The following is a 12,583-nucleotide window of genomic DNA, read 5'->3' on the forward strand; positions in this document are numbered from 1 at the left end:
CTTTAAACGGGGAAGGAAAGATGAATGATGAAGAAGATTCAGCAAAAGGCGGCAATCGCGGCGTTAACGGTATTAATCGGAGGAGGGGCGCTCCTGCCCCTCCAGGCGAAAGCAGCGGCTGCGGGTCCGGCGGCCAGCGCTGCGGCTTACTTTGATCAACCGGTAGAGCAAGTGATCCAGCAGCTCGTCAGCCAGAAAGTGCTTCAAGGCTATGAAGACGGAACGATGCGCGCGGAGAAGAAAATAACCAATGCCGAGCTTATCAAGATGATTGTGCTTGCGCTCGATCTGGAGACGGCTGCGGATTCCAAGGCCGCTAATAACAAATGGTATGCCTCTTACGTTGACGCGGCTGTAGCTGCCGGACTGCTCGAAAGCGCGCAAGGCTTCCAGCCTAATCAACCGGCATCCAGTGCGGTTGCTGCCCGGTATATTGCCAAAGCGCTGCAGCGGGATACGAAATCGGTCCAATACTGGATGTCGGGCATGAAGATTGACGGCAAGCAATTGAACCGGGGCGATGCGGCGAAGCTTCTTGTCCTGTCGGAACAAGCGGTCCGTTCCTCTAATGCGGAGATTGTATCCATCAAGGCTCTTAATAAAATCACGTTCGAGGTTACCTTCACGGCTCCTCTTACCATTGCGGACGAAACAACGGATCAGGCCAATGCCAATTTCACCTTTAGCGACGGCATCAAGCTGGTTAACCAGCCTCGATTGAAGACCGGAGCTATCGCAACTTATATTATTCCCGTGCAGACGATGAAGCCGGGCACAACGTATTCCTTGAACTATAAGGGCAAGCAGGACTTTAAGGTTGCGTCAAGCGACGAGATGATTCAGCTTCAAAATGCACGTCAGGTTACTTCCGATACGTTTGAAGTCGAGTCGTTCCGTTCGGACGGCGTTATTGATTACGGCTATTTGATTTCCGCTTATGCCGGCGGCCGCGGCGCAGATGCCGTTGTGTTGGATGACAGCAATAAGCTTAACGGCCGGCAGATGCAAATTATTTCCTCGCTTGCAACAAGGCAAGCGGTGCTCACCTCCGAAACCGGAGAGCGGACGACGGTTAATTACGTTGGCTTTACGCAGTCGACCGACGGCAAGCAAGAGCCCAAATTCCGTCTGCCGGCGGGCAAGACGTTGCAGCCAGGCGTGAAATATACGGTTACTTCCGACTGGTTCGCCGTGAACAACGGCACGTTTACCGCGCAAAGCGTCGAGCCTCTTGAGATCGGAGCGGTCCATAAGGTGAACGATACAACGCTGAACGTAACGCTGAAGGCAGATCCCGGCGACGAGCTGTTCGCTTACCGTTCCATTGCCCTTAAAGGCTCCGACGGGACCACCTTGACGGCGCAATACAAAGTGCAGACCCGCAAAGGCGCCGTTGGCGTATTTGAGCTTCAGAATAACGGCAAGCTTGGAGCCGGCGTTCAATATGAAGTAACTCCTGTCGGCAGCTGGGCAACGGCAAACAACGTAAAGCTAAACTCCAATTAATACGTCTCGTATCAGTAAATTAAAGAAGTAATTTTTCGATATTGATCCTTTGCGTGCTTCGATCTTCGTTCCATCCACGAAGGTGGTTTTCCATCGTCATTTTCATGACTTATGGGACGCCACCTTCTTTCATGTTCCGAATCGTTTAGAAATCGTTTATCTTTTCTCCCCCGTATATTTAGGTCTGCGGCTTACAATTGGAATATGGAAACCACGACAAATCGGAGGAAAGAACGTGAAACTGACAGTAGACCGCGTAAGCAAGCATTACGGGAAGAAGCAGGCGCTCTCCGGCGTCAGCTTTGAGATGGACAACGGCGTATACGGCCTGCTCGGGCCAAACGGAGCGGGCAAATCCTCGCTAATCCGCATATTAGCAGGTGTCATGGAGGCAAGCGTTGGAGAGGTGCTGGTAAACGGCGTGAACCGGAAGCAATGCGAGCGCGAGTATCGGATGAAGCTTGGTTATTTGCCGCAGTCCCTCGACTTTTACACGGAGTTCACCGGACGGGACTATTTGCGGTATATTGCCGCGCTGAAAGGACTGAAGGGATCGGCGGCAGAGCGGAAAATAACCGAGTTGGCCGAGCAGGTGCGGCTGACGGGAGATTTGGAGCGAAAATGCGTCCATTATTCCGGCGGGATGAAGCGCCGGCTCGGAATCGCCCAAAGCCTGTTGAACGATCCGGAAATTCTTATTCTGGACGAGCCAACCGCAGGACTCGATCCGTATGAGCGAATCAAATTCCGGAATTTGATCTCGTTCATCTCCCGCGAGCGGACCGTGCTTCTCTCCACCCATATCGTATCGGACATTGATTCCATTGCCAAAGAGACCGTTATGATAAAAGCCGGCAAGGTTGGCCGGATGCAAAGCAATCAGGGCTTCGTGAACGATATGGAGGGCAAGGTGTGGCTGGCCCGGATGCCGGTGGACGAGCTGGTGGTCTATCAAAATGATCATTTAATCAGCCGTGTTATGCCGGCAAACGATGGCATGGAGGTGCGTATTGTCAGCGACGTCAAGCCATTTATGCATGCTGTCCCTTCGGTGCCTACTCTTGAAGATGCTTATTTGTACGAATTCCATTCCGAGGTGCAATGATGAAGCTATTCCAATACGAAATGAAAAAGCTGCTCGTTAACCGGAACAAGCTTATTTTGCTTGTGGTCTTGTTCGTCATTTATACCGGAGTTGCCTGGGTGTCGGCCAAAGGGATATTCGAGCTCAGTGGCTCGGAAGGGGAAAAGGCAGTGAGTCACTATACCCGATTGCTGGATGGTCATAGCGGGGTATTGGATCGTGGGCAGCTTGCCTCTTCTAAGGCGATTCGCGATGCCGCTATTGAGAAATACGGAACGGGAGAAGGGCTGAGCGTAAGGATCAATCGTGATCCGGAACTAAAGTTCCATGTGCGTTATGCGGCATTCGGCAGCAAGGTGGATGAGTACTGGAACGGTCCGGCGGAGCAGGATCAAGATCATATCAAAGGCATCTATCCATTGCGGGAGAAGCTTGAATCGCTTGAAGCGGAAAATCATACCGCCACGTACGATTACAGGCTGTACTCGAAGGAGCTGGCTAACGAGCTTGCGATAGGCGAGCCGGTTTTCGAGAATACAATCTTCTGGAATTTCTTCTTTATCCGGTTTGACGGATTTATGATTGTTTTTTTGCTGCTGCTTGTCCTGACCTACTTCATGGCGCCGTTGTTCACGCAGGAGGTCCTAACGGAGATGGACAGCATTCTGCTCAGCACGGTAAAAGGCCGCAAGGAGATTGTAACGGCGAAGCTGTTGAGCGCCGGTCTAACGGCCGTCGTGATTACCGCTGTGTATCTGATAGGATCCTTTACCGGGACCTGGCTAGGGTACGGGGATTTAAGCGGTTTTTCCGCGCCGCTTCGCAGTCTGGAAGGGTTTGAGTTCTCCACGCTTCCTTTCTCGATTGGCGGGACTGCCTTGCTAGGCGCCGTGTGGCTGATCGCTTCGGCTGCTGCTTTCAGTATGGCGCTTGCTTTTATCTCCTCCAAGCTGAAGGGTCAAAGCTCCGCATTCGGAATCGGGATGGTTATTCTTCTTGCAGGCTCTTTGTCTAATTATTTCAGCAACGGGATCAAGAAGCTGATTTGGCCGATTGTCGATTTCAATTACGGCTCTCTTGCCATGGTGAACACGATCTTTGGCGCGCCGAGGTATTACGACTTTTTCGGATTCCCGTTATCTTACGGCTTGGCTGCTTGTCTCGTAGGCTGCCTCCTCGCCATTGGCGCGGTGCTGCTTACTTATGCCGCGCAGAAGAGGCGGTCGGTGGCATAACCTCATCCCGCAGCCACTCGAACCGCAGCGTTTGCTTGCCGGTGGGTCCGGTCGACATGGAGACCGCCTTCATGCCAAGGCGGAAGAAGAGAGTCAGGCTGGGCACGTTGTCGAGCGCAACCTGACAGGTCAATCTTCCCAGCTTCTTCATAATGGCTTCCATTACCGCGTTCCCGACCCCAAGGCCGCGAGCCTCGGGGTGGGTTACGACGATGCAGCACTTTTCGCCTGCTTCCTCCGCGTAGCCAAGTCCTACTATCCGGCTGCCAAACCGCGCAACCGCCATAACGGTCCCGCTCTCCTCCTGCGAGAGCAGCTCGGGAGGCAGACGGCGAAGGGAATGGATGGCTGCAACCGTCAGCCGCTTCTCCCCGAAACGGACGGCAAAATCAATGAGTCTCTTGCGTTCTTTCGCCCATAATTCGGGGGTAAGCAGCTGCAGTTCCATTATCTCGTCGCCTCCTGCTTCACTCGTTCGTTTCTCATCCTGGCCAGATAGGTGCTGTATTGGAAAATCCGTTCAAGCGACTTCTGCCGGATATGCGGCTCGTCAAACTTCATCGGCTTGGAGTTGGCTTCGAAAAACCAGATATGGCCTTGACTGTCTATGCCCAGGTCCATGGACATTTCGCCAAGCATAAAGCCGGAGCCTTTTTCAATCTGTCTGGCGATCATAATGGAGGTTTGCTTGGCTTTAATCAGTATCCTTCTCGCCTGATCGGCGTTGAAGGAGCTTTTCAGCAGCTTCTCGGGATCTTCGATGGAGCCGCCCCTCGGGACATGGGTCGTAATGCTGGAGGACCCTGCTACCCTTGCGCCGATGCCGGTCAAATCCCATTTGCCGCGTTCGTTTTTTTGCACGAGAGCCCTGAGATCAAAGCGGCGGTCGTTAAAGGAAGCAAGCTGAATGCCTTGCTGGGCGATATAAGGCTCGCTGCCGCATTCCTTCTTGATGCGGTTCCACAGCTTTTGAAAATCCGCGCAGCTGAAGGTAGAGCTTTTTTTGTTCTCCTGCACCTTAAGCAGATACGGAAGCGGCTTGTCGGGCTGCACCATGACGGTCATAATGCCTTTGCCGGCTTTGCCGCTCTCCGGCTTCAGGTAGAGAAAGGGATGCTTTTGCAGCATTCTCTCCAGCCTTGCCGCCGTTAGCAGCTTGCGGGTTGCCGGGATAAAAGGTTTGGTCGACTTGCTGCCGCGCAGCCATTCGAACAGATACCATTTGTTGAAGAAGGAAGGGTTGAACAGTTTGATCCGCGGATCCCGCATGCAAGCGGCAATTTTGTTCCGCACGGCAGGAAGCATCTCGTCTTCGCGCTGCGGAATCCGGTTGTAGATTATATCCGGGAAAGGCAGCAAGCGCTGCTGCCATGTATCCTTCTGTTCGATATAGACAAATCCCCGGAGTGTGGAACGGTTCAAGACCAGGTTTTTTACGGTGAGCACATAAACAAGGAATCCCTTTTCTTGACCCGTTTTTATAATGTCCGCGAAGTTATTCCGGTTGCCCCGGAAAAACTGTTCGTCGTTCTCAATCGTCAGTATGGCGAGTACCAGGCGTCCAGCCGGCCGATCATACACCTCTTCTTTCTTCGATGCTCTTAGCTCCATTAGCTGTTCCCTCCTTGAAACTTGCTGAGGTACAAGCAATGATCAACGATGCATTCCACGGATGCACGGCCTTCCGCTTCAAGGGAAGGGTGCTTGAAGATAGAGCGTCCCGGCTTTGCGTTGGCTTCGAACATCCAGATGTCGTTATCTTTGTCGATGCCGATATCGAGGCCCAGCTCGCCAAGCCGGTGCGGATAATTACGCTCAATCGCCTCAGCCATTTTGATGGAGACCTTCTTCGCATTCTCCAAGATTTCTTTGCCCTTTGCGCCAAATGCGCGGCTCAACGCCTGCTCAGGCGTCATAAGCGAACCGCCGTTTTTCACATGGGTCGTTACGCTGCCTTTGCCGGCTTTTTTCGCGCCGATGCCTGCCGGTACCCATTCGTTTTTGCCGTTCTTGTGCATATGAAAGCGGAAGTCGAGAGGGCAGCCGTCAATCTCTACCAGCCTGATGCCCTGCTGCGCGACATAGCTGCTTAGAGTTGCGCCATGACGCGCTTGCAGCATTTTATACAGGCTGTTGAAGGAAGAAAAGCGCAGCAGGACGTTTTTTCCGCTCTTCCGGTAGCGGGCGAAATAACCGCGCTTCGGATGGTAGGTGAGCCGATAGATGCCGACGCCAAGGCTGCCTGCCGTTGGTTTGAAATAGACGAAATGATGCTTCTCCAAAAGCTGCTTCAGCTTCTCGCTTGTTGGCGCGGCTACGGATTCCGGCAAATGCTGAAGAGCCTCCGGATCGTTATCCAGCAGCTTATACACATCCGATTTATTAAAGAAGCCCCAGTTGAAGAAAGGAATTTTTTTGCGAAGCAGCCTTTCGCGGAGCGAACCGATATAATTGGACGTTTCCGCTTTGCGGCTCCGGAGCCGGTTATAGATAACATCGGGGAGCGGGACGGTCTTGCGGTACCAGCCCCCCTGCGGGTTCAGGAAATAGCCGAGCACCGTCTCCTGCTGCCAATTGATATCCTGAGGCGTAAAACCGAAGAGGAATGCCTTTCGGTCGCCGGATCGGATAATCTGCTTAATAAAATTTGTTCTCATGCCGAAGGGCTGGCTAGCCGATTGGGAGTAGCCCGAATCGCTCAATACGCCGATGAGAGGTCCGATCTGCACCTCGTTTTCGCCGTTTTTATGGACGAAGATGCTGCCGGTTTTGGGCACCCGGATGTATTGCCTGACCCCGGCGGACAAATAAAGATGATTGCCTTGGCGCCTGACGGGCCTGACGGCTGTTGTTACCACTTCTTTGCCGAGCTTCAGGTGAACGGTTTTTTTGCCGGACAGCTTCAGCTCCTTGAGAAGCGTGTTGGATAAATAAATGACTTTATCCGATTGTTGCGAGAAATGGACGTTACAAGTTGTCAAGCTCATGGGTGAACCTCCTGAACGTTATCAGACCGGATCCTTTTGTCTGCCTGACTGTCTTGGATCCGACCTGTTGCGGAGTCGTTTATGATCAAAGGTTTGTTAAGCCCCTGCGTAAGCAGGCGGGCATATCGGAGCGGCAGCTCGACGGACATCCGCTCTGCCTGGTTGTCGCCGGACAGCCGGAAGGAGGAACGTCCCGGCCTGGAGTTTACTTCCAGAAGCCATATCCGTCCGTCCGGTTCGATTCCGAAATCAATGCCCAGCTCGGCTAATCGTCCGTAGTTGTTTTCCAGCTTCTCTGCTGCCCGCAGGCTGGCATCTATTATTTTATTCAACGTCCGCTTGGCTTTTGCTTCGCCAAACAGACGGGACAAGTAATCGGATGGCTGGCTTGCCGTTCCGCCGCCATGAAGATTGGAGGTGACGGTTCCGGAGCTTCCGGCACGGACGGCGGCGCCGGTGACGCCCCAGCGTCCCTTGCCGTTTTTCTGCGCAAGCACGCGAAGATCAAACGGATTGCCTTCCGGGTCTGTCAGCTGCAGATAAGGCTGAGCGATATAAGACGCATTCCCCATAAATCTAGCGATCCATTGCGACAACGAAGAATAGTGGTTGAAGCGAAGCCGGAACGGGAGATTGCTTCCGGTCCGCCCGGCAGCAACCCATTCGCGGGTTAAAGGGGACTGCTTCAGATGAATAGCCCCTTTGCCTTGCATGCCCGCCGAGGGCTTTAAGAATAGTTCCCCGTTATTACCCTTTAGAAGGCGCAATAGAGTGTCCGGGCGGTCCAGCCTGGTTGTGGAAGGAAGAAGCGGAGCCAGAAGAGCGTCCTGGCGAAGCGTACCGTATACCTCCCATTTGCCGGGGAGACTTCCGTTTAAGATCGTCACGGGCTTTTGTTCCCGGATGGCCGCAAGTACCGCTTGGCAGAGCATGCGTTCTTCAATCGTTCGATAGAAGCAGCGGTCGTAGAGGATATCCGGGAGCGGGCAGGGTTCCTTTACCCAGCTGCCATGGCGAAGCCGGAAGGCATTCAGCTGTCCGGTTTTTTCCTCGTATTCGGCTGGGGAGAAGACATACAGGTCAATGGCCAGAGTGCCGGCCGTTTCGCTGAGCATTTGCGCAAATGCCGGCTCCGGCAGCTTAATGCCGTTCTCCGGTCCTGCGCCGGCTTCTATGGAAGCGACATACAGTCCTACTCTCACAAGCGCAGCCTTCATAAGGGCCTCCGGTTAGAATCCCGACAGGAAGCGGGAGTATTGTATGACATTTCGGACCGATGGACGGATCTTGTTGTCATTTTCCTGGTTGAGAGGCGTGTTGTCGCTTTTCGAAGGCTTGGAGTTAACCTCCAGCAGCCATACTCGGCCATTGGTGTCCAGCGCCAAATCGATTCCCAGTTCGCCGAAATGCGCCGGGATATGCTTATCGATTCCTTCGGCAATCGTCAGGGCGGCCGTTCGAAGACGTTTGGAGGCCCCTTCCTTGCCGGCAAAAATATTGGAGCGCGCGACAGCCTCGTTAACGGTGCTGAGCGTTCCCCCGCGTGCGAGATTGGAGACGAAATGCTGGCTGCTCGCGGTACGCGCCACTACGGAAGTCAACGTCCATTTGCCTGTTGCGTTCTTCTGCACCACTGCGCGGAAGTCGACCGGCCGCTTCTGGATCTCAATCAGATTGAGTCCTTGCTGGGCTTGATATTTAATGGTTTTCATCTTGGTCGAAATGCTCGAGAACAGCTTCACAAGGTTCGGGTATACCTGCCGCCTTGTTCCGGTGCCGGTTGTGAAATGCGCCTGATAGATGTCTCCCTCGAGCTTTGTTACGCGGATAATGCCTTTGCCGAGACTGCCTTTGGAAGGCTTGAGGAATACGTTGCCGTAACGGGAGCACATTGATTTCAGCGTGGTATAGTTGCGGAGGAAGTGGGATTCCGGCAGATAGCGACGGACGCTTTCGTCTTTTTTCAGCGCATCGAAAACTTCCATTTTGTCCAGGAACTTTTCGTTAAAGACGCTGGCATGATGAGTACTCTTTATTTCCTTGAAAAACTGCTGCACAAGAGCGCGGCTTTCCAGTTTGCGAGACGTCAGGCGGTTGTTCACGACATCCGGCAGCGGAAGCTTTGCCCGCTTCCATCCGTTCGCAAAGGTCCAACCCTCGATTTGCTTGTCGCTGCTTCCCGAGACATGGTTCGGAGTGAAAAAGTATACATGCGCCCCCTGATTCGCGCAGCCGTCGACCAATTCCTTGCAGAACATCGTAATCGTGCCAAACGGTTTGTCGGGCGTACTCGGATAATCCCGGCTGATCAGAACGCCGATCAGAGGCCCAAGCCTAAGCGTGGAAGACGAGGAATCGTAGCTCAGGCGAAGGGAGGTGCTGCTAAGAATGCCCATCTGTCTGGCAAGCGATTGGTTGATGCGCATTCCGTCGTACTTCGGTACCGGAATGACCTTCACCGTCTTCTTGAATGCTCCGAACCGCAATACGATCGACACGCTGTGAGAAATATGCCATTGCTTCAGGTAGGCTTCACCGAGCATAATCGTATCTTCCGGAAGCATGCCGGAGCTGATAAGCTGAACGGCTACTTTCGATTTTTGCATTGTGTAAATCTCCTTCCAAGCAGGAGGATGACGAAAAGCGGATAAAGGCCCATAGGTGTTTTACACGAATTACTTCATCATATGAGGACATCTATCCCTTGGTGATTGGCCAAAGAAATTAGTGGAGCGGTCATATCCGGCGGTTTGTCTTCATAGGATAGTGGTGCGGACAAGCAAAAGCTATTGAAGCGGGAGTTGATTCGAATGAGGGGAAAAGCCCGGCATATTATGTATCTGGCAGTTGCTTTGGCGATGCTGTTCTACGGGGTAACGAAACTGGATCTTACGGGTCCATGGAATGCAGTGACGATATTCGGCGTAGTGTGGACATTGTTTGCGCTGCTCGTTATTGCCGCTCATTTAAATGCGCTGCTCTGGATGAACGAGCAGAGGAAGAAAGAACTGGACCGCATCAAGCGGATGAAGAGAAATACCTGGGAGCGCAGGCTGCAGCAGGCGGTGGACAGGGGTTCGAACCGAAGTGCAAGAGGTTGAGGCATAGACGAAAAGCGCTAGGCCCCCGCAAGGGGGCTTTTTCATTTGCTAAGCTTTTTGAGAATGGGTAGTCGCGCTTGCCTGTTAATCGATTTCTTTGAACTGAACAAGCTGCTTGACGAATTTATATACCGCTTCTTGTTCCTTGACGGATAACCCTTGAAGCTGAGATGCGATTTTCTCCGCATAGGTGCTTTCTTCGTGAGGTGTCCCGGGCATATGGACCAGCTGCTCAAGCGGACATTGGAGGGCGTGGGCAATTTTGCTCAAGACATCGACCGTAGGACTTTTCTCGCCTCGTTCCACTTGGCCCATATAAGAGCCGTTGATTTCGGCCCGCAGAGCCAGCTGCTCTTGGCTGAAGCCTTTTTGTTTGCGTATTGCCCGTATATTCTCACCGATATTTCGGCTGATTTCGTTCACATTCGTCACCTCAGCCTTAAGATAGAGCTTTCCTATTCCGGCAACAACGTCTTATAGTCCTTATTAAAAATAGTGCCTATAGTCATTGACCAAAGGTTATGCTTTTTATTATAATTGTGTAAAAAGGTTCTACCTATTAACATCATTTCCTAAACAGGAACTTTTTAACAAGGAGCAACGCTTATGGTTGATGAGTTTGAGTTTTTTCGAAACGTACAGACTTACTATCAGCATATGCGGTTTCAGGTGCAGTTCACGTACCGCATTTTACATAAGACCAATAAACCGGCGAAGGCGCACGGCAGCTTTAATTGCAGGGTGAATCCCCGCACGCAGCAGGTGGAATTTCAGATGAGCCTGCGGTCGGAGACGATCGCAAGGCCTTTTAGCGAGAAGGGTTCCTTTTTATTTTCCAGCCAATATCCGGAAATCCCGCCTCAATCGGTCGTTCTTGAGAATTATCCGATTCTGAAGCTGAAGTATCCCGTACCTATCAATTATGATTGGTACTCCTTTATATTTAAAGGAACGCAAGAAGCATTTACGGTGCAGTCCCTCCAGCAGGTGTTCGACAAATATCGTTGTACCGGGTCAGACGGGGAAGATGTGGATGCAGGACTAAAGGTCGCAGCCGTCTCTATCGACTGGTATAATGGAATGAAACGAACGAAGGTTTAATTGGGGGAGGGCGGTGCCGGTGGCATCCGTTTCCGGAATGGATACAAGCACGAAGCGCGAACAAATTCTGCAATACATAGAGACGCTCGATATAGGCGAGAAAATCTCGGTAAGGGCAATCGCCAAGGCGCTTGGCGTAAGCGAAGGAACCGCTTATAAAGCGATTAAGGAAGCGGAAGCTTCCGGACTTGTAAGCACGAAGGAAAGAATCGGGACGGTCCGCATTGACCGGCGAAGGCGCGAGGCGCTTGATCAGCTCACCTTCGGCGAAGTCGCGGAGATTGTCGAAGGGCATATATTCGGAGGCACTTCGGGGCTGGACAAGTCGCTCCACAAATTTGTAATCGGCGCAATGGAGCTGGACGCGATGCTCCGCTACATCGATGAAGGCAGCCTGCTTATTGTAGGCAATCGCAGCGGCGCGCATCGCTGTGCCCTGGAGCAGGGAGCCGGCGTTCTGATTACGGGCGGATTCGAGCCAAGCGAGGAAGTGAAGGCGCTGGCCGACGAGAACGGACTGCCTATTATTTCATCGCGGTACGATACGTTTACCGTTGCATCGATGATTAATCGGGCAATGTATGACAGGCTGATCAAACGCAAAATTATGCTCATCGAAGATTTGATGACGTTCAGCAAGCCGGCAGACGTGCTGCGGTCCGGCAATACGCTGCTCGACTTTCACAAATTAAGCCGGGAGACCGGCAATTACCGATTCCCGGTTATTGATGACAGAGGCAGGGTTGTCGGCATGATGACCTCGAAGGATGCAGCCGGTTCATCGGATGAAAGTTCAATCGACAAGCTGATGACCCGTCATCCGATCACGGCCGCGCCTAACATTGCGGTGACTTCGGCCGCGCATACGATGGCTGCCGAAGGAATTGACCTGCTGCCGATCGTTGACCGCCACCGGAAGCTGCTTGGGGTCGTCACCCGCCAGCAGCTGCTGGACGCTCTCCGTTTTGCCGGCAAGCAGCAGGAGATCGGAGAGACCTTCGACGATCTCATCTGGTCCGGCTTTGACGCGGATGAAGCGGATGGCGTTCCGCTCTACAAAGGAGCCATTACGCCTCAGATGTCCGGATCTCTTGGCATGGTGTCCGAAGGGATATTGGTTACCCTGATGACCTTGGCCGGACGCCAAATGATCCGGGACGCAGGCAAGCGGGACTATCTGATTGACGGAATGACCGCCTTCTTCGTCAAGCCGGTGCAGATCGACAGCCAGATTACGATCGTCCCCCGCGCCCTCGAAATGAGCCGCAAAGCGACCAAGCTCGAGATCGAGCTGATCGATCAGACGGGGTTGGCGGCGAAGGCTATGATGACGGCGCAGATGATTGATTCGTATTAGGGTCAGTCTTACAGAAATGTATCTCCTTCCGGCCGCTGTTGTAATCGTGAATTTTAGAATCAACTCGCCTATGCGATATTTCACGATTACAAAGGCGAACGCTAACGCTCCTCCAGGAGATACATTTCTTCCATCCTTCCACATACGAATCAATCATCTTTATAAGAGATAGTTAAAGGAGGTGTCCCATAAGTCATGAAAATGACGATGGG

The 12,583-nt window shown here is 52.7% G+C and carries 12 protein-coding genes; 6 read left to right on the forward strand and 6 right to left on the reverse strand.

Annotation, left to right across the window (positions count from 1 at the left end):
• Positions 1-24: 24 nt before the first annotated feature.
• The 3 genes from CFI03_RS25040 to CFI03_RS25050 all read left to right on the forward strand — a co-directional run bounded on the left by CFI03_RS25040 (position 25) and on the right by CFI03_RS25050 (position 3,825).
• Positions 25-1,506: an S-layer homology domain-containing protein gene (locus CFI03_RS25040; protein ID WP_248760602.1), complete on the forward strand. Its 1,482-nt coding sequence runs from the start codon at positions 25-27 to the stop codon at positions 1,504-1,506.
• 235 nt (positions 1,507-1,741) lie between these two features.
• Positions 1,742-2,611, forward strand: coding sequence for an ATP-binding cassette domain-containing protein (locus CFI03_RS25045; RefSeq protein WP_116394413.1), 870 nt, complete (start codon positions 1,742-1,744; stop codon positions 2,609-2,611).
• Entirely contained in the window at positions 2,608-3,825 is a 1,218-nt protein-coding gene (locus CFI03_RS25050) for an ABC transporter permease (RefSeq protein ID WP_162862791.1), read from the forward strand. The genes CFI03_RS25045 and CFI03_RS25050 overlap by 4 nt, the downstream gene beginning before the upstream one ends.
• Here CFI03_RS25050 and CFI03_RS25055 read toward each other — a convergent pair.
• The 5 genes from CFI03_RS25055 to CFI03_RS25075 are packed head-to-tail and all read right to left on the reverse strand — an operon-like array spanning position 3,788 to position 9,418.
• Positions 3,788-4,273, reverse strand: coding sequence for a GNAT family N-acetyltransferase (locus CFI03_RS25055; RefSeq protein WP_116394415.1), 486 nt, complete (start codon positions 4,271-4,273; stop codon positions 3,788-3,790). The two genes, CFI03_RS25050 and CFI03_RS25055, sit on opposite strands and share 38 nt — an antisense overlap.
• Complete coding sequence (locus tag CFI03_RS25060; RefSeq protein WP_116394416.1) at positions 4,273-5,436, reverse strand: YheC/YheD family endospore coat-associated protein; 1,164 nt, start codon at positions 5,434-5,436, stop codon at positions 4,273-4,275. The genes CFI03_RS25055 and CFI03_RS25060 overlap by 1 nt, the downstream gene beginning before the upstream one ends.
• Entirely contained in the window at positions 5,436-6,812 is a 1,377-nt protein-coding gene (locus tag CFI03_RS25065; RefSeq protein ID WP_116394417.1) for a YheC/YheD family endospore coat-associated protein, read from the reverse strand. The genes CFI03_RS25060 and CFI03_RS25065 overlap by 1 nt, the downstream gene beginning before the upstream one ends.
• On the reverse strand, positions 6,809-8,029 hold the full coding sequence (locus CFI03_RS25070) for a YheC/YheD family endospore coat-associated protein (protein WP_116394418.1): 1,221 nt from the start codon (positions 8,027-8,029) through the stop codon (positions 6,809-6,811). The genes CFI03_RS25065 and CFI03_RS25070 overlap by 4 nt, the downstream gene beginning before the upstream one ends.
• A gap of 12 nt (positions 8,030-8,041) precedes the next feature.
• Positions 8,042-9,418: a YheC/YheD family endospore coat-associated protein gene (locus tag CFI03_RS25075; RefSeq protein WP_116394419.1), complete on the reverse strand. Its 1,377-nt coding sequence runs from the start codon at positions 9,416-9,418 to the stop codon at positions 8,042-8,044.
• A 204-nt stretch (positions 9,419-9,622) separates the two neighbouring features.
• Between CFI03_RS25075 and CFI03_RS25080 the strand changes: the two genes are divergently transcribed.
• Positions 9,623-9,913, forward strand: a complete 291-nt coding sequence (locus tag CFI03_RS25080; RefSeq protein WP_116394420.1) for a hypothetical protein — start codon at positions 9,623-9,625, stop codon at positions 9,911-9,913.
• 84 nt (positions 9,914-9,997) lie between these two features.
• Here the strand turns inward: CFI03_RS25080 and CFI03_RS25085 are convergent, their stop codons facing one another.
• Positions 9,998-10,336: a helix-turn-helix domain-containing protein gene (locus CFI03_RS25085; protein ID WP_162862792.1), complete on the reverse strand. Its 339-nt coding sequence runs from the start codon at positions 10,334-10,336 to the stop codon at positions 9,998-10,000.
• Positions 10,337-10,519: 183 nt separating this feature from the next.
• Between CFI03_RS25085 and CFI03_RS25090 the strand changes: the two genes are divergently transcribed.
• The gene (locus CFI03_RS25090) at positions 10,520-11,014 is read left to right on the forward strand and encodes a hypothetical protein (RefSeq protein WP_116394422.1); all 495 of its coding nucleotides are present in this window, start codon (positions 10,520-10,522) and stop codon (positions 11,012-11,014) included.
• Between the two features lie 19 nt (positions 11,015-11,033).
• Positions 11,034-12,371, forward strand: coding sequence for a DRTGG domain-containing protein (locus CFI03_RS25095; protein WP_248760603.1), 1,338 nt, complete (start codon positions 11,034-11,036; stop codon positions 12,369-12,371).
• The last annotated feature ends 212 nt before the right edge of the window (positions 12,372-12,583 follow it).

Source organism: Paenibacillus sp. ATY16 (assembly GCF_003399985.2).
GTDB lineage: Bacteria > Bacillota > Bacilli > Paenibacillales > Paenibacillaceae > Pristimantibacillus > Pristimantibacillus glycanilyticus.